The organism is Plantibacter sp. VKM Ac-2885, from assembly GCF_015351205.1.
GTDB lineage: Bacteria > Actinomycetota > Actinomycetes > Actinomycetales > Microbacteriaceae > Plantibacter > Plantibacter auratus.
In genome coordinates, this window is the sequence record NZ_JADKSK010000001.1 from 221059 (window position 1) to 236993 (window position 15935).

16 protein-coding genes are annotated in these 15935 nt (G+C 68.7%); 12 read left to right on the forward strand and 4 right to left on the reverse strand.

The genetic code is table 11. From position 1 onward, the window contains the following. Nucleotides 1-23: 23 nt before the first annotated feature. On the reverse strand, nt 24-845 hold the full coding sequence (locus ITJ66_RS01090; protein ID WP_191939973.1) for a DeoR/GlpR family DNA-binding transcription regulator: 822 nt from the start codon (nt 843-845) through the stop codon (nt 24-26). 95 nt (nt 846-940) lie between these two features. On the opposite strand from ITJ66_RS01090, the gene ITJ66_RS01095 reads away from it, so the two are divergent. The 4 genes from ITJ66_RS01095 (at nt 941) to ITJ66_RS01110 (ending at nt 3345) form a co-directional block, all read left to right on the forward strand. After that, nucleotides 941-1939, forward strand: coding sequence for an acetylxylan esterase (locus tag ITJ66_RS01095; RefSeq protein WP_194642909.1), 999 nt, complete (start codon nt 941-943; stop codon nt 1937-1939). 12 nt (nt 1940-1951) lie between these two features. Next, nucleotides 1952-2473, forward strand: a complete 522-nt coding sequence (locus ITJ66_RS01100) for a GNAT family N-acetyltransferase (protein ID WP_194642911.1) — start codon at nt 1952-1954, stop codon at nt 2471-2473. A 1-nt stretch (nt 2474) separates the two neighbouring features. Further along, on the forward strand, nt 2475-2915 hold the full coding sequence (locus tag ITJ66_RS01105) for a hypothetical protein (RefSeq protein ID WP_194642913.1): 441 nt from the start codon (nt 2475-2477) through the stop codon (nt 2913-2915). Between the two features lie 64 nt (nt 2916-2979). Then, nucleotides 2980-3345, forward strand: a complete 366-nt coding sequence (locus tag ITJ66_RS01110) for a hypothetical protein (RefSeq protein WP_192018882.1) — start codon at nt 2980-2982, stop codon at nt 3343-3345. 79 nt (nt 3346-3424) lie between these two features. Here the strand turns inward: ITJ66_RS01110 and ITJ66_RS01115 are convergent, their stop codons facing one another. Then, nucleotides 3425-4774: an MFS transporter gene (locus ITJ66_RS01115; RefSeq protein WP_194642915.1), complete on the reverse strand. Its 1350-nt coding sequence runs from the start codon at nt 4772-4774 to the stop codon at nt 3425-3427. Between the two features lie 162 nt (nt 4775-4936). Between ITJ66_RS01115 and ITJ66_RS01120 the strand changes: the two genes are divergently transcribed. From ITJ66_RS01120 to ITJ66_RS01135, 4 genes are all read left to right on the forward strand, one after another. Continuing rightward, complete coding sequence (locus tag ITJ66_RS01120) at nt 4937-7285, forward strand: FAD-dependent oxidoreductase (RefSeq protein ID WP_194642917.1); 2349 nt, start codon at nt 4937-4939, stop codon at nt 7283-7285. Nucleotides 7286-7338: 53 nt separating this feature from the next. Further along, the gene (locus ITJ66_RS01125) at nt 7339-8121 is read left to right on the forward strand and encodes an IclR family transcriptional regulator (protein WP_194642919.1); all 783 of its coding nucleotides are present in this window, start codon (nt 7339-7341) and stop codon (nt 8119-8121) included. Nucleotides 8122-8162: 41 nt separating this feature from the next. Further along, nucleotides 8163-9131, forward strand: a complete 969-nt coding sequence (locus tag ITJ66_RS01130; protein ID WP_194642921.1) for an alpha/beta fold hydrolase — start codon at nt 8163-8165, stop codon at nt 9129-9131. A gap of 78 nt (nt 9132-9209) precedes the next feature. Continuing rightward, nucleotides 9210-9941 (forward strand): YoaK family protein, encoded by a 732-nt coding sequence (locus tag ITJ66_RS01135; RefSeq protein ID WP_194642923.1) that lies wholly within the window; start codon nt 9210-9212, stop codon nt 9939-9941. 39 nt (nt 9942-9980) lie between these two features. On the opposite strand, the gene ITJ66_RS01140 is transcribed toward ITJ66_RS01135, so the two are convergent. After that, nucleotides 9981-10793 carry an endonuclease/exonuclease/phosphatase family protein gene (locus tag ITJ66_RS01140; RefSeq protein WP_194642925.1) on the reverse strand — a complete coding sequence of 271 codons (813 nt, stop codon included), beginning with the start codon at nt 10791-10793 and terminating at the stop codon, nt 9981-9983. A gap of 79 nt (nt 10794-10872) precedes the next feature. Here ITJ66_RS01140 and ITJ66_RS01145 point away from each other — a divergent pair, with 79 nt between their 5' ends. Further along, nucleotides 10873-11352, forward strand: coding sequence for a hypothetical protein (locus ITJ66_RS01145; RefSeq protein ID WP_194642927.1), 480 nt, complete (start codon nt 10873-10875; stop codon nt 11350-11352). Here ITJ66_RS01145 and ITJ66_RS01150 read toward each other — a convergent pair whose 3' ends face one another. Beyond that, complete coding sequence (locus ITJ66_RS01150) at nt 11353-12417, reverse strand: LacI family DNA-binding transcriptional regulator (protein WP_194642929.1); 1065 nt, start codon at nt 12415-12417, stop codon at nt 11353-11355. Nucleotides 12418-12703: 286 nt separating this feature from the next. Here ITJ66_RS01150 and ITJ66_RS01155 point away from each other — a divergent pair, with 286 nt between their 5' ends. The 3 genes from ITJ66_RS01155 to ITJ66_RS01165 are packed head-to-tail and all read left to right on the forward strand — an operon-like array spanning nt 12704 to nt 15932. Beyond that, nucleotides 12704-14038, forward strand: a complete 1335-nt coding sequence (locus ITJ66_RS01155; RefSeq protein ID WP_194642931.1) for an extracellular solute-binding protein — start codon at nt 12704-12706, stop codon at nt 14036-14038. A gap of 2 nt (nt 14039-14040) precedes the next feature. Continuing rightward, entirely contained in the window at nt 14041-14991 is a 951-nt protein-coding gene (locus tag ITJ66_RS01160; RefSeq protein WP_079706135.1) for a carbohydrate ABC transporter permease, read from the forward strand. Further along, nucleotides 14988-15932 (forward strand): carbohydrate ABC transporter permease, encoded by a 945-nt coding sequence (locus ITJ66_RS01165; RefSeq protein WP_194642933.1) that lies wholly within the window; start codon nt 14988-14990, stop codon nt 15930-15932. The genes ITJ66_RS01160 and ITJ66_RS01165 overlap by 4 nt, the downstream gene beginning before the upstream one ends. Nucleotides 15933-15935 lie beyond the last annotated feature (3 nt).

Here is a 15935-nt window from a genome sequence, read left to right on the forward strand (position 1 = left end):
CCGGGGTGCTGGACGTGTCGCGGTCAGGCGTCCATACGGTCGTCGTCCACCGAAGCGGAGGCGACCGGGGCGAGCCAGACCTCGCCGAACTGCGCGCGCAGCGTGGTCTCGACGTCCTCGGACACGTCGTCGTCCATGACGAGGTGGTCCACCTCGCGGAGGTCGACGATCGTCGTCAGCCCCACGGCGCCCCACTTCGAGTGGTCGGCGAGGACGACGGAGCGGCGCCCGGCCCCGACGAACGCCCGGTTGGTCTCGGCCTCGAGGAGGTTCGAGGTCGTCAGTCCCGCTTGCAGGTCGATCCCGCGGACGCCGAGGAAGACGACGTCGCAGTGCAGGGACTCGATCGCGCGCACGGCGACCGGACCGACCAGGGCGTCCGAGGGGGTGCGGACGCCGCCGGTCAGCACGACCGTCTGGGTGTACGGCTCGTCGGCGCGGTCGGGCCGTGCGAACACGTCGGCCACCGGGAGGGAGTTCGTGACGATGGTGAGCTCCGGGATGGCTCGCAGCTCCTGGGCGAGGGTCCAGGTGGTGGTCCCGCCGGACAGGCCGACCGACATGCCGGGCTCGACGAGGATGGCCGCGCGACGGGCGATGGCGCGCTTCTCGGCCAGCAGTCGGCGTGCCTGGTTGGGAAAGCCCAGCTCGGCACGGTCGGGCAGGCGGGGCGTGGTGGCGCCACCACGGACGCGGTCGACGAGGCCTTCCGTCGCGAGTTGCTCGATGTCGCGTCGCACGGTCATCTCGCTGACGCCGAGTGCGGTCGCGAGGTCGACGACGCTCGCCGCACCGTTGCGGCGCACCTCCGACATGATCTGCGATCTGCGTTCCGCACCGAGCACAGCGTCCTCCTTCGACCCGGTTGCCAGTCTGGCACGCGCGCACGGCGAACCTCGGTACCGGCGATCCACGACGACGAGACGGAGGCGGACAACGCATGTGTGAGGTACGACATCGGGACTGGTTCGGCGACGAGGTTCGCGACGGCACCTACGGCTACGACCTCGAGGCGCTCCTGGCGATCGAACCGGTCGTGCCGCCGGCCGGATTCGAGGAGCTGTGGCGCGGGTGGTACGCGGCGGCACGTGAGGTGTCTCCGGATCCGGTCTTGACCCCGATCGGCCGACAGGGTGCCCACGAGGTCTTCGTCGTCGAGCACACGGTCGCCGATGGCCTTCGCCTCCGCGGATGGCTCGCCACGCCGGCGGACGGGCAGGCGCGCTTCGGGATGGTGCACGGGCACGGCTACGGCGGGCGGGACGCGCCGGACTGGTCCCGCGTCCCGGACGAGGCCGCCGTCATCTTCCCGATCGCACGCGGCCAGGGCGTCTTCAACGCGGGACTCGGAGCGCCGACACCGGAGGACGGGCATGTCCTGTTCGGCATCGACAGCGTCGAGCGGTACGCGCTCGGCCGCTGTGCCGTCGACCTCTGGCACGCGGCGTCGGCGCTGCTCGACGTCGTCGGACCGCTCCCGCTCTACTTCGTCGGTGAGAGCTTCGGCGGTGGGATCGGTGCGCTCGCCCTGCCGTGGGACGACCGCTTCGTCGGAGCGACGCTCGTGGTGCCGAGCTTCGGTCAGTACGACCTGCGTCTGCGCCTGCCGTGCGAGGGGAGCGGGGAGCGTGTGCGACACCACGTCGCCGAGCACCCGGAGGTGCGCGAGGTCCTGCGGTTCTTCGACGCCTCGACGGCCGCGGGGTTCATCCACGTGCCGGTGCGGGTGGAGGCCGCGCTCTGGGACGGACACGTGCCACCACCCGGGCAGTTCGCCGTCGCCAACGCTCTCGAGGACCTCGAGCTGAGTGTCCTCCCCGCCGGGCACACCGAGTACCCGGGGCTCGAAGCCGTGCTGGAGGAGTCGTACGCGGCGACGAGGGCGCACGCACTCCGGTCGGTCGCGCTCGCGGTGGCAGGAGCTGCCAGCGAGAGGTGAGAGGGTGGAACGATGATCGCCGCGCTCACGCTCCCCACCACCCTCACCACGCCGGGACAGGAACTGCTGCTTCGCCGGGCCACCCTCGCCGACCTCGACGCGCTGATGGCGCTCCTCGCCGACGACCCGATCAGCGCGTCCCGTGGTGACCAGGCCCAGGAGAGCGATCTCCCCGCCTACGAGCGTGCGCTCGCGGACCTCATCGACGATCCGGCGAACGAGATCCTGCTGGTCGTCGACGCGGCGGAGGCCGTCATCGCGACGATGCAGCTGACCCGCATCCCCGGGATGGCCCGTCGCGGATCGACACGGCTGCTGGTCGAAGCGGTGCGTGTGTCATCGAGCCTGCGCTCCGGTGGTGTCGGATCGGCCATGATGCGCTGGGTGACGGACGTCGCCGCTCCGGCGACCGGTTCGTCGATCGTGCAGTTGACCTCCGACGAGGCCCGAGTCGACGCCCACCGCTTCTACGAACGACTCGGCTTCGTCGGCTCGCACCGCGGCTTCAAGTACGCCGTGACGGCTGCGAGCTGAGATGGAGTTCGTCCGCACACTCGCCCGCTGGCTCCTCGGAGCGGCCCTCGTCTTCGCCGGCGTCGGCCACCTCACCTTCGCGCGGCAGTCGTTCGTCGCCCAGGTGCCGCAGTGGTTGCCCCTGCCGGTCGACGTGGTCGTCGTGGCGTCGGGAGTCGTCGAGATCCTGCTCGGCCTCTCGCTGATCCTTCTCGCCCGGTACCGCGTCGCCGTCGGTTGGATCGTCGCCGCGTTCTTCGTCGCGGTGTTCCCCGGCAACATCGAGCAGTTCGTCCGCGGCACCGACGCCTTCGGGCTCGACAGTGATCTCGCACGCGGTGTCCGACTGGTGTTCCAACCGCTTCTCGTCGTCTGGGCGCTCTGGTCGACGGGAGCGTGGCGAGCGTGGCGGACCAGCCGCCGCCGGTCGTCCTCGACCGAGTCCGGCCTCGGAGCTGCCTAGTCATCCGGCCCCACCGGGTGTCAAGGGGCCTGAGGTTCCAGGCCTGATCCGGCAGGGTTGATGCATGCGATGCATTACATACGCGGGTGAGAACGTTGTGACGACCGACGAGGTCGCGGCCCTGCTGGTCGAACTGACGGCGGAGCTCGCGAAGCGCGGACGCGCTGAAGCGGTCACCATTCCGATCGTCGTGGACTCCGACGTCGAAGACGCATCAGCCCAGCTCGTGATCGGTCTCGGCAACGACGTGCTGTCCGTGCCGCACGCCTGGGATCAGGACGTACCGGACTTCAGTGAGGCCGAATCGCGCCTGCAGGGCTACCTCGACGACATCCGTCCGTCCACGACGGCCTACGAGCCACGCGATTCCATCGAGACCTCGGACGTGCTCGAGGATCCCGACCTCGACCTCCGCGACTTCGCCCGCTGAGTCGGACCCGCACGACAAACGCCGGCGTCGACCCCTCTGGTCGACCCCTCTGGTCGACGCCGGCGTTCGTCCGGGTCGCTCAGCGCGGGAGCGGCAGCTTGGCCGTCTCGCGGGCCCGCAGCACGACGATCAAGGTGATGAGCGCGGCCGCCATCACGTAGAACGCGGGCGCGAACCGGTTACCCGTCGAGGCGATCAGGAACGTCGCGAAGTAGGGCGTGATCCCACCAAACACGGCGACCGACAGGTTGTACGCGATCGCCATCGAGCCGTAACGGATGCTGGTCGGGAACAGCTCGGCCATCGCGGCACTCGACGCGCCGTCGTATGCGGCCATGAACACGCCGAGGATCACCATGGCGATGGCCGCGGCCGCGAAGTTGCCGGCGCTCATGAGCATCAGCGTCGGGTAGGTGAGGACCAGGAACCCGACGCAACCGGCGATCATCACCGGCTTCCGGCCGATGCGGTCGCTCAGCAGGCCCATGAACGGGACGAGGATCGCGATCGCGAGCAGCCCGAGCACGGTGACCCCGTAGCTGAGTGGCTGCGAGTAGCCGAGGTCGGTCTGCAGGTACGACGGCATGAAGGTCTGGAGGATCCAGTGGCCGACGGCCTTGATCACGACGAAGCCGACGCAGAAGAGCAGCGCCTTCCAGGACGTGCGCAACGAGGTCCGCAACGGTGACTTCGACACGGCCCCCTTGGCCTGGATCGCCTGGAACTCCGGGGTGTCCTCGAGCTTGTTCCGCAGGTAGAGGCCCGCGAGGCCGAGCGGCAGGGCGAGGAAGAACAGCGCACGCCAGCCCCACTCGTTGAGCGCGTCTGCGCCGAGTGTCGACGTGAACAGCAGGACGAGGCCGGCACCGACCACGAAGGCGGCGAACCCGAACACGTCGATGAAGCTCGTCACGAAGCCGCGTCGGTTGGACGGGGCGTACTCGGCGAGCAGCGTCGTGGCACCCGAGCTCTCGCCCCCGGCGGCGAAGCCCTGCACGAGCCGCACGATCACGAGCAGGATCGGCGCCCAGAGGCCGACGAGGTCGAACGTCGGCAGGAGGCCCATCACGACCGTCGCTCCGGACGTCACGAGGATCACCGTGGCGAGGACGGTCTTCCGGCCGATGCGATCACCGAGCGAGCCCCAGAAGAGGCCACCGAGGGGGCGCATCACGAAGCCGGCGCCGAACACCGCGAATGCGGACAGGAGGGCCGCCTGCGTGTTGCCCTGCTGGAAGAAGTTGAGGCTGATGACGGTCGCGAGCGTGCCGTAGAGGCCGAAGTCGAACCATTCGACGAAGTGACCTGCTCCGGCGGCCCAGATGACCTTCCGCATGCGGCGTGATCGCTCCGCGTCGTCGTAGGGGGTCTGTGCGCTGTGCGCGGCGGCTTCAGCCAGGGCTGCAGCCTGGGTCCTGCTTTCGTCCATCGGTCCTCACATCGTTGTCGGGGTGCTTCGAGGTTCACCTGCCGAAGAATCTTACCCACTGAATGGGAAAGTCGTACCGCTGAATGGTAGCGTGGCACTCGCCCGGAGGTCGCCATCTGTTCGACGGCTTCCAGGATCACGCATCACGAAGGAGTGTCATCCATGCAGCACCGCACCCAGACCGCAGACGTCGTCGTCATCGGCGGTGGCCTCGCGGGTGTGTCAGCAGCCGTCGCCGCTGCCCGCCTCGGTTCGCGGGTCTCGCTCGTCACCAACCGGCCGGTGCTCGGTGGCAACTCGTCAAGCGAGGTTCGGGTGTGGGTGGTCGGAGCGACCGCGCACGGCCATCAGCGGTTCGCGCGGGAGACCGGGATCATGGGGGAGCTCTTCCTCGAGAACCAGTACCGCAATCCGGAGGGCAACCCGTTCTACTGGGACCAGACCGTCCTCGACCTCGTGCGCGCCGAGCCGAACCTGCAGCTGCACCTCAACACCGACGTCCGCATCGTCACGATGGAGGAGTCGTCGGACGGTGAGGAGTCGCCGTCGCCACGGATCACGTCCGTCACCGGATGGACGATGGGCAGCGAGATCGAGACCGAGTTCATCGCCCCCGTCTTCATCGACTGCACCGGAGACGGGCTGGTGGGTCATCTGGCGGGTGCGACCTCCCGCATCGGGCGAGAGGGCCGTGCCGAGCTCGGCGAGCCGTGGGCGCCCGAGGTGGCGGACGACGAACTCCTCGGCAGCTCGATCTTCTTCTACACGAAGGACGCCGGACGCCCAGAACGGTTCGTCGCCCCTGACATCGCGCGCGACATCCGCGACACCCCGATCCTCACCAACCGGATCATCCGGACCGGCGACAACGGCTGCAACTACTGGTGGATCGAGTGGGGCGGCGAGCTCGACACCGTCGCTGAGAACGAGCAGATCCGCGACGAACTGTGGAGCGTCGTCTTCGGGATCTGGGACTACATCAAGAACTCCGGCGAGTTCGACGCCGACAACCTCACGCTCGAGTGGGTCGGATCGATCCCGGGCAAGCGTGAGTACCGCCGGCTCCTCGGCGACCACACCCTCACGCAGAACGACCTGCTCGACCAGGTCGACTTCGAGGACACCGTGGCCTTCGGAGGGTGGTCGATCGACCTGCACCCTGTCGAGGGCGTCTACGCCGAGACCGCCGGTGCGCAACAGCGCTTCAGCAACGGCACCTACGGGATCCCCTTCCGCAGCCTGTACTCGCGGGACGTCGGCAACCTGCTGTTCGCCGGACGCAACATCTCCGCCTCCCACGTCGCGTTCGGGTCCACCCGCGTCATGGCGACCTGCGCCACGCAGGGTCAGGCGGTGGGGACGGCTGCGGCGCTCATCGCCCGCGATGGACTGACGCCGCGGGAGCTCGCCGGGCAGGCGCTCCCGCTCCTGCAGCGCACGCTGCTCCGCGAGGACGCGCCGGTCATCGGCATCACCACGGACGACCCCGACGACCTGGCCAGGCGGGCGACGGTCTCCGCCTCGAGCGCGCTCGACGCGATCTCCACACTGGAGCACCTCGGCTCCGGCGAGCGGTTCACGCTCGACCGCGACGTCGCGATCCTGGTGCCCGTCGCTCCGTCACTCGACCAGATCACCCTGCTGGTCGACGCCGCACGCGACACCACCCTCCGCGTCGAGCTGTGGAGCACGGGCAAGCGTCAGAACGCCGTCCCGGTCGAGTACCTCCTTGATGGCGCCGCGGAGATCGCTGCCGGGGTCGGCGTGTCGGCCACCGTCCGCTTCGGATGGACGCCGGAGATCGAGCAGAACGCGGTGCTCGTCGTCCGCGCCAACCCGGACATCAGCCTGCTCCTCACTGAAGGCCACCCCTACGGGCTCCTCGTGCTGATCGCCAAGCACGCTTCCGACGAGGTGTTCGACGACCACATCCCCGAGGAGCAGGACCAGGCGATCCTCGACTGGAACGCGCGGAAGCTGCGCGGCCGGAGCGTCGCGCTGACCGTCGGTGGGGACACCACGGCGTACCGCCCGGAGCGGATCGTCGACGGCTACCAACGTCCCTACGGCGGACCGCACCTGTGGTCCTCGGAGCGACTCGATGACAACCGCGATCTGGTCGCCGAGCCCGAGGTCCTCACCCTGCACTGGGATGAGCCGGTCGAGGTCGCGTCCGTCCGGATCGTGTTCAACGACGACGTCGACGTGGACCTCATCAACCTGCACCACCACCGCACCGACTTCGATGCGGTTCCGGAGCTCGTCGCCGACTACCAGCTCGAGGGGAGACCGGCGGGTGCGGCTGAAGGGACGTGGACGGTGTTGGCCGAGGTCGAGGGGAACCGCCACCGCCACCGGATCCACGATGTCGAACCCGTGCGGGTCGACGCCCTCCGTGTCGTCGTCACGGCCACGAACGGGTCGCCTTACGTGAGTGTCGCGAGTGTGAAGGTCTTCGAGCAGCCGAGCGGGCGCACCACCCGGCCACGCCGAGCCCGACCGCTACGCTGAACACGGCCTCCGAGGCCGGACATCCGAACCGACACCGACACTGTGGAGGACCCGTGGCAGGTGAGATCCAGCAGGGCATCGGCCGTGCAGCATCCGTGCTCGCCGTTCTCGGCGCATCGACCACCGGACCGTTGCGGGCCTCCGACATCGCCCGTGCGACCGGTCTCGGCACCTCGACGACCGCACGCCTCCTCGGCACGCTCGAGGAGCTCGGCTATGTGACGAAGGCGGCCGACAGTCCGTCCTACGCCATCGGCGCGACCATCCTGGCGCTCGCGAGCGAGGGGCTCAACCAGAACCCGGTGCACCGGGAGTCGCGTGCTCCCGCCCAGGAGCTCGCGCAGCGGATTGGCCTCAGCGTCAACGTCGGCGTCCTCGACGGCTCGAGCCTCATCTACCTCTGCCACTTCGAGGGAGCCCTCGCCCCGAAGTCGCACTCGATGATCGGGCTGCGCCAGCCGTTGCACGCGTCCGCGCTCGGGAAGTGTCTGCTCCTCGACCTCGACGCGGACGGCCTCCGTGCGCTGCTCGGTGATGAACCGCTCCCGCGCTACACGGCCAACACCGTCACGGAGCACGCGGCGCTCGCCGCCGAGCTCGCGACGGCGCGGGAACGCGGCGTCTGCATGGAGGACCAGGAGCTCGCGTTGGGTCGTCTCGGGATCGCGGCGCCGATCCGCGACGCGAACGCCAGAGTCGTGGCGGCGATCTCCATCTCGGGTCGACTGAGCCTGATGCGTGAGCGCGACCTCGACGTCCTCACCGAGGACCTCATCGAGGTGGCCGACCGCATCAGCGTCGGTCTCGGACTCATCTCCGCGATCCCGTCCTCCTGACCCGTCCTCCCGCATCCGATCTCACGAACCGAAGGTGACCAGTGGCGCAATTCGACCTCCCCCTCGCCCAGCTCCAGCAGTACCTGCCCGACCGCGAGGAGGCGCCGGACTTCGACGCGTTCTGGACGGACACCCTCGCCGAAGCCCACGCCCTCGCGCAGCCGACGGTGCGTGAACGATCCAACCCTGAGCTGACGGGTCTCGTCGTCGAAGACGTCACGTTCTCCGGGTTCGGTGGCGACCCGATCAAGGGTTGGTTCATCCGACCGGCCGGCGTGACCGAGCCGCTCCCGTGCATCGTGCACTACATCGGGTACAGCGGCGGTCGAGGGCTCGCCCACCAGTGGACGATGCACCCGTCCGCGGGCTACGCGGTGTTCGTCATGGACACCCGCGGTCAGGGGAGCGCGAACCTGCCTGGCGCGACCGCCGACCCGTTCGGGAGCGGTCCGCAGGTCGCCGGCAAGATGAGTGCCGGGCTCGACAGCCCCGAGACCTACTACTACCGCCGGGTCTTCACGGACGCGGCGCTCGCCGTCGACGTGGTGCGCAGCTTCCCGGAGGTCGACCCCGCCCGGGTCGTCGTCGCCGGTGGCAGCCAGGGCGGCGGCATCGCGCTCGCCGCGGCTGGGCTCTGCGAGGGACTCGCGGCGGCGCTCGTCGACGTCCCGTTCCTGTCGCACTTCCGTCGTGCCCTGCAGATCACCGACGCGAGCCCCTTCGCGGAGCTGAAGACGTACCTCATCAGCCGACGCGGCCACGAGGAGGAGGTGTTCCGGACGCTCTCGTACTTCGACGCGACGAACTTCGCCGCCCGCGCGACCGCCCCCGCGCTGTTCTCCGTCGCGCTCTGCGACGCGGTGTGTCCGCCCTCGACGGTGTACGCGGCGTTCAACCACTACGCGGGCACGCAGAAGGACATCGCCGTCTATCCGTACAACGGGCACGAGGGTGGCGGGCCGGTGCAGCAGCAGGCGCAGCTGACCTTCCTCGCGGACCTCCTCGCCTGACGCTCCGTTCGCCCATGTCGGGGCGAGCGAGCTCCCGTTCGCCCGAAGATGGGCGAACGGGCGTGGGACGATGTGCACGTGACTGAGACCGGCGGCACCGACCCGACCCTGACGACCACCCGGCGTCGGACGCGTGCCGGCATGATCGCGGCGATGGCGCTCGTGCTGTCGTTCGCGGCAGGGGCGACCGACGCCTTCGCGTTCCTCCAACTCGGCGGCGTCTTCACCGCGAACATGACCGGCAACTTCGTGCTGGCCGGACTCACGAGCCGGCCGGACTTCGGCGAGGTGCTGCTCGGGGCGACGGTCGCCGTGCTGCTGTTCTCCGTCGGGACGTTCCTCGCCTTCCGCTTCACGAGGCTCGTCGCCACCGCTGACCGACCGACCCCGGAGGCGCCGCAGCACCGGCTCGTCCTCGTGCTCGGCGGTGCGGTGGTCGCGCAAGCGTGTGTCCTCATCGGATGGATCGTGTCCTCCGACCTGCGCACGACGCCCGTGATCTGCGTCCTCATCGCGCTCTCCACGCTCGCGATGGCGGGGCAGACGGCCGTCGCCCGTCGCATCGAACGCTCAGGCGTGACGACCACCTTCGTGACCGGCACCCTCACGAGTCTCATGCAGAGCCTCGCCGACGGTGTCCACGACCACCACCTCATCCGCATCGGCGCGATCGTGCTGCTCGTGGCGGGCGCCCTCTGCGGCTCGCTCCTCACCGGCATGGACCCGGTGTTCGGTGCGGCGCTGCCCCTCCTCCCGTCGATCGTCGGGCTGGTGCTCCTCCGGCTTGCGCCGACGGCGTCCGACGCCTGATCCACCGAACTTCGAGCGTGTGTCCGAGACGCGCCGCCGTCAGTGGGTGAGCTGCGCCCGGATGAGGATGGGGAAGTGGTCGCTCGCCTCCGACGTGGGTTCCTGCTCGTCGACGAGGGCTTCGATCGGTTCCAGTCGGGTATGCGGGGCGACGCTGCCTGAGCGGCCGAGCACCCAGTCGATACGCGCGTTCCCGGGACGCTGCGGTCCGTAGCCGTGGAACGTGCCGATGCCGTCGCTCTCGACCGGCGAGAGGTCGACGAACCCGGCGTCCGCCAGGGCGTCGTGCGCCACCGATCCGCGTTCGGTGTTGAAGTCGCCGGTGAGGAGGACGGGGACGTCGACGCCGGAGAATCGGTCGGCGATCAGCTTCGCGCTGCGCGTGCGGACGTCGTCGCCGTGCGGTGAGCTCTCGTGGTCGAGGTGGGTGTTGGCGAAGACGAGCTCGTCGCCGGTGCGTCGCTCGCGGAGTCGGACCCAGGTGACGAACCGCGCGTGCAGCGACGGCCAGGTGTTCGAGCCCGGCTCGTCGGGGGTGTCCGACAGCCAGAACTCGCCGGCGTCGAGCTGTTCGAACCGCGAGCGGCGGAAGCACACCGGCCCGTACTCGCCGGCCGAACCGCCGTCGCGACCCTGCCCGAACCAGTCGTACTCGGCGAGACCCGGGAGCAGGTCGTGCAGCTGGTGTTCGCGGACCTCCTGCAGCCCGAGGAGGTCGGGTGCGTTGCGGGCGATGACCTGTGAGACCAGCGGTGCACGGTCCACCCACTCGTGACCGGGCTGGGCGACGGCGGTGCGGATGTTGTAGCTCATGACGGTCAGGACGTTCTGGGTCAGGATGGATTCGCTCACCCGGCCAGCGTAGGGGAGCCGGGTGACGGGGAGCTGTCCCCATGTCGCCGAGCGCGGCCGGGTGCATAGACTCGGCGACATGACCTTCGACCTCGCCGACGCCCAGGCCCGGATCCTCGCTCTGAACAGCGAGGACCTCCCGTTCATCTACGACCCGACTCCCGACGGCGTCGTCGCACACTGGCGGTACGCCGACCAGCGGTGGCTCGGATTCCTCGGCGCCGGCTTGTTCAGCGCCGACTACGAGCTCCGGGTCGAGTTGCACCCGGAGGACGGCGAATGGGAGTTCCACGAGCACTCCTCCTCCTCGAAGACCACCGTCGGCTTCGACGGGCTCTCGACGAAACGCACGTGGCAGTCGGGGCCCCAGAAGACCTTCACCTTCGGTGGGCGCGCCGCGCCGATCGCACAGTCGACCGACCGGAACGGCACCACGACCGGCCACCTCATGGGCTACCAGTTCACGACGGACGAGGTGAAGCAACCCGTCATCGACGCCCTGACCGCCGCCGGCTGGAAGCCGCGAAAAGGGTTCTTCGGCAAGCTGTTCGGGGGCTGATCAGCCGCGTGCCGGCTCGGCGGGCGCCGCACCCGTCGAGTCACGCACGACCAGTTCCGGGCGGAGCAGGATCGCGTGGGTCGACTCCCGGTCGTCGGTCCGTTCGCGCGTGACCACCTGCTCGACCGCCAACGCCGCCATCCGGGCGATCGGCTGACGGACGGTCGTCAGCGACGGTGACACGAGATCGGCCAGGGGGATGTCGTCGAAGCCGACGACGGAGACGTCCGTGCCGATGCCGAGTCCGAGATCGCGGATGCCTTTGCACACCCCGAGGGCCGTCATGTCGTTGATCGCGATGATGGCCGTCGGCGGTGGACCGGCGCTGAACAGGTCGTGCACGGCCCGTCGGCCGACCTCCGGTGCCTCGAGCTCGTCGGCACCGGCCGGAAGCCCGGCCCACACCGGCAACTCCGCCGCGTCGAGGCCCGCCGCCTGGACCGCCGCGAGGAAGCCGGCGTGCCGGACGGTCCGGTTCACCGAACGTTGCGACCCGGAGACGAACGCGATCCTCCGGTGCCCGAGCCCCGTCAGGTGGGACGTCGCGACGCTGCCGCCGACGTGGTTGTCGATCCCGATGCTCGCGACGAGGGGCGGGTCGCCGGGCTGGACGGGGCGGTCGAACAGGATGAGGTTGAGGCCGCGCTCGACGAACGACGCCAGGTGGTCGAGGGACGGCAGTGAGGTGCAGAGCACGATGTCGCGGACGCCGTTGTCCCACAGCTCCTCGACGTACCCGAGCTCTCGTCCGGGGTCGCGCTCGCTGTTGCCGAGGAGGACGTTGTAGCCGTGGCCGAGTGCGGCCTGCTCGAGCTCGCGGGCGAACGCTCCCCAGAACGGGTTGCTGACCGACGGCACGATGAGGCCGATCGTCTTCGTCTGCCCGGTGCGCAGTTGCCGTGCTGCCCGGTTGGGCCGGTAGTCGAGGGCGCTGATGGCTGCGAAGACGCGGTCGCGGGTCTCGGGCTGCATCCGGTCGGAGCGACTGTTGAGGACGTTCGAGACGGTGCTCGTCGAGACGCCCGCTGCCGCGGCGACCTGTTGGATCGTCACCTTGTCGGTCATGACCGCCCCCTTCGTGGCTCCGCGTCAGCCGGGAACACGGCGTCGGTACCGCTTTGCAGTGTATCGATAAAGTGTTCGCGCCACCAACATCGCGCCAATTCTGCCGCTCTATGACTGGTATCGGCTAAGAGCGCCGACGCGGAGCCGGTTGACGTCACCGGATGTGGCGGTTATGGTCGGTAAATCGATACACAAGATCATCGCCGATCCTGGATACCGATGACGACGACGTCACGGACTCGCGGCATCGTCGCCCCGAATCGATACCCGTGAAGGGAACCAACGCATGACCACCCGGACCATGAGGCCCCGCCACCGACGGACGACCGGCATCCGCAGGGCCCGCATCGCCACCGGACTGCTCACCGCGAGTGCGCTCGCGCTGGCTCTCGGCGCGTGCTCGACCCCGGCAGCCGAGGAGGACACCGACCCGAACGCCATCAGCGGCGACCTGACGATGCTGACCCCGATCTTCGAGGGCACAGCGGGCCAGAAGCTGCTGGAGGAGGAGCTGCTGCCGCAGTTCACGGAGATGTACCCCGACGTGACCGTGTCCGTCGACTACACGAACTACGCCCGGCTCAACGAGAAGCTGACCACCGGTGTCGTCTCAGGTCTCGTGCCGGACGTCATGATGATGGGCGTCGGATGGATCGAGGCCTTCGCCGATCGCGGGGTGCTCGCCAACCTCACCGACGGCGGCCTCACCGCCGAGTCGCTGGAGCAGACCATGACGCCACAGATCGTCGAGGCCGGGCTCTGGAACGGTGACGTCTACGGCGTCCCGATCATGCTCGACGCCCGCTTCGGGGTGGCGCGGATGGACCTCCTCCGCGAGGCCGGCTACGACCACACCCCTCGGACCTGGGACGAACTCGTCGAGATGGCCGATGCGCTGACCGAGCGCGACGCCTCGGGCAAGCTGACGCGCACCGGCTTCGACATGTTGACCATCGAACCGCGCCAGATGTTCGAGACGGCCCTGTTCTCGAACGGCGGATCGCTCTTCTCCGACGACAACAGCTCGCCGGCGTTCGACTCCGAGCAAGGTGTGGAGGCACTGCAACGGATCGTCGACCTCTTCCACGACGAGAAGGTGGAGGACACCGGCTTCTCGGCGCCCAATGCGACCGTCAACCCGCTCATCAACGGACGCGCGGCGATGGCGATCGCACACAACAACGTGTGGACCCAGGCCGAGGCGGCCGACCCGGAGGTGTTGGACGACCTCGAGCCGTTCCTCATCCCCGGTGACTCGCCCAGCATGTTCGTCGGCGGCACGATGGCGGCGGTCTCCGCCACCTCGGCCCACGAACGGGCGGCGCAGAAACTCGTCGAGTTCCTGGCGAGCCCCGGCCCGGCGCTGGCGGCCAATCAGCAACGCGGCAACGTGCCGGCGCTCACCGAGCTCCTCGAGAGCGAGTACGTGCAGGACGACCGCCTGGTGCAGTTCGCCATGGAGAACCTGTCGGTCGCCAAGCGTGAGGGCGGGCCCCCCAAGTGGCTCGGTCTCCGCGGCGACGTCGCCCCGGCGATCGAGAACGCGATCCTCCGCAAGAAGACGGCGAAGGCGGCGCTCACCGACCTCGCCGCGACCTTCCAGAAGAAGTTGGACCGGTGATCATGACCGCGACGCGCACCCCCGACGTCCCGAGGACGCTCGACCCTCGGCAACCTCCACCCATCCCGCGGCGGGCCGCCAGCAAGCGTGCGGCACGGAAGAGCGGACTGTTCGGCTGGCTCATGGTCGCTCCGGCCGTGTTCCACATCGGCCTCTGGACCGCGATCCCCGTCCTCGCGACGATCGCCCTGAGCTTCACCGACTACGACATCTTCGACGCACCCGCGTGGATCGGTCTCGACAACTACGTGGAGATCTTCCAGGACCCGGTGTTCGGCCAGGCCACGTGGAACACGATCGTCTACACCTTCTGGACCGTGCCCGCCTCGATGGCGATCGCCATGGTCATCGCCGTCGCGCTCAACCAGAACTTGCGATTGCGCACCTGGTTCCGGACCGCGTTCTTCCTCCCGCAGGTGACGGCCACGGTCGCCATCGCGATGGTCTGGCTGTGGATCTTCAACCCGCAGCAAGGTCTCCTGAACGGGATCCTCTCGGTGGTCGGGATCCCGGGTCAGGCCTGGCTGGCCGACCCCGAGTGGGCGCTCCCTTCGGTCATCCTCGTCGGAGCGTGGCAGGGCATCGGCATCAAGATGCTCATCTACATCGCGGCGCTGCAGAACGTCGACCCCTCGCTCTACGAGGCCGCCGCGGTCGACGGTGCCGGCCCGATCCGCAAGTTCTTCGCGATCACCGTGCCGATGCTGAAGCCCGCCACCTTCTTCGTGCTCATCATCTCGATCATCGGAGCGTTCCAAGTGTTCGACCAGATCTACGTCCTGACCGACGGCGGACCCGCCAACTCCACGACGATGATGACCTACGAGGTCTACCGCTCCGCGTTCCAGAACTTCGAGATGGGGATGGCGTCGGCGCAGTCGGTGCTGCTGTTCCTGATGCTCCTCGTCATGACCGTCATCGGCCGCCGCGCGACGAAGGGTGACGAGGGATGACCGCCGAACCGCTCACGACGAGGTCGCTCGTCACCGGAGCTCACGAGGACTTCCCGACGAAGCCCGCCGGGCGTCGTCGGAACCGCCGGTGGATCGGACGCGTCGTCCTCAACCTTGCCCTCACGCTCGGTGCGCTCACGATGGTCGTGCCGTTCATCTGGATGATCGCGACGTCGCTGAAGTCTCCGGCGGAGCTCGCCGAGTTCCCGCCGACGTTCCTGCCCAAGGTGTGGGAGTGGAGCAACTACCCGGAGGCGCTCCAGGCGGCGCCCTTCGCGACGTACTTCCGGAACAGCTTCATCATCTCCGCGTCGCACACGATCATCACACTGATCTTCGCGGCGATGGCCGGCTACTCGCTGGCCAGGATCCGCTTCCGCGGTCGGGAGCTCGTGTTCCTCGGCTTCGTCGCGATGCTCATGATCCCGACCTACACGAAGATCGTGCAGCAGTTCCTGCTCGTGAAGTTCATGCCCCTGTTCGGTGGGAACGACATCCTCGGGCAGGGCGGATCCGGGTGGCTCAACACCTGGTGGGCGCTCATCATCCCCGGTGGCCTGAGCGCGACCGCGATCTTCCTGTTCCGTCAGTTCTACCTCTCGCTCCCGACGGAGCTCGCCGAGGCAGCAAGGATCGACGGACTCAGCGAGTTCCGCATCTTCTCCCGGATCTACACGCCACTCATCAAGCCGGCGATCGCGACGGTCGCGCTCCTGACCTTCCAGGAGAGCTGGAACAACTTCCTCTGGCCGCTCCTCGTCACCACGAGGGACGACCTCAGGGTGATCCAGGTCGGGCTCGCGGTGTTCCAACAGCTCGACGGGACGCAGTGGCAATACCTGATGGCCGGCACCACGATGGCGACCATCCCGATGGTCCTCCTCTTCCTGTTCTGCCAGAAGTACTTCATCCAGGGGTTCACGAACGCCGGCATCAAGTAGCCG

Excerpts from the sequence above, each read along its gene's own strand:
- ITJ66_RS01095 (WP_194642909.1), top strand. The coding sequence starts at position 941 with ATGTGTGAGGTACGACATCGGGACTGGTTCGGCGACGAGGTTCGCGAC.
- ITJ66_RS01100 (WP_194642911.1), top strand. The coding sequence starts at position 1,952 with ATGATCGCCGCGCTCACGCTCCCCACCACCCTCACCACGCCGGGACAG.
- ITJ66_RS01105 (WP_194642913.1), top strand. The coding sequence starts at position 2,475 with ATGGAGTTCGTCCGCACACTCGCCCGCTGGCTCCTCGGAGCGGCCCTC.
- ITJ66_RS01110 (WP_192018882.1), top strand. The coding sequence starts at position 2,980 with ATGCGATGCATTACATACGCGGGTGAGAACGTTGTGACGACCGACGAG.
- ITJ66_RS01115 (WP_194642915.1), bottom strand. The coding sequence starts at position 4,774 with ATGGACGAAAGCAGGACCCAGGCTGCAGCCCTGGCTGAAGCCGCCGCG.
- ITJ66_RS01120 (WP_194642917.1), top strand. The coding sequence starts at position 4,937 with ATGCAGCACCGCACCCAGACCGCAGACGTCGTCGTCATCGGCGGTGGC.
- ITJ66_RS01145 (WP_194642927.1), top strand. The coding sequence starts at position 10,873 with ATGACCTTCGACCTCGCCGACGCCCAGGCCCGGATCCTCGCTCTGAAC.
- ITJ66_RS01150 (WP_194642929.1), bottom strand. The coding sequence starts at position 12,417 with ATGACCGACAAGGTGACGATCCAACAGGTCGCCGCGGCAGCGGGCGTC.
- ITJ66_RS01155 (WP_194642931.1), top strand. The coding sequence starts at position 12,704 with ATGACCACCCGGACCATGAGGCCCCGCCACCGACGGACGACCGGCATC.
- ITJ66_RS01160 (WP_079706135.1), top strand. The coding sequence starts at position 14,041 with ATGACCGCGACGCGCACCCCCGACGTCCCGAGGACGCTCGACCCTCGG.
- ITJ66_RS01165 (WP_194642933.1), top strand. The coding sequence starts at position 14,988 with ATGACCGCCGAACCGCTCACGACGAGGTCGCTCGTCACCGGAGCTCAC.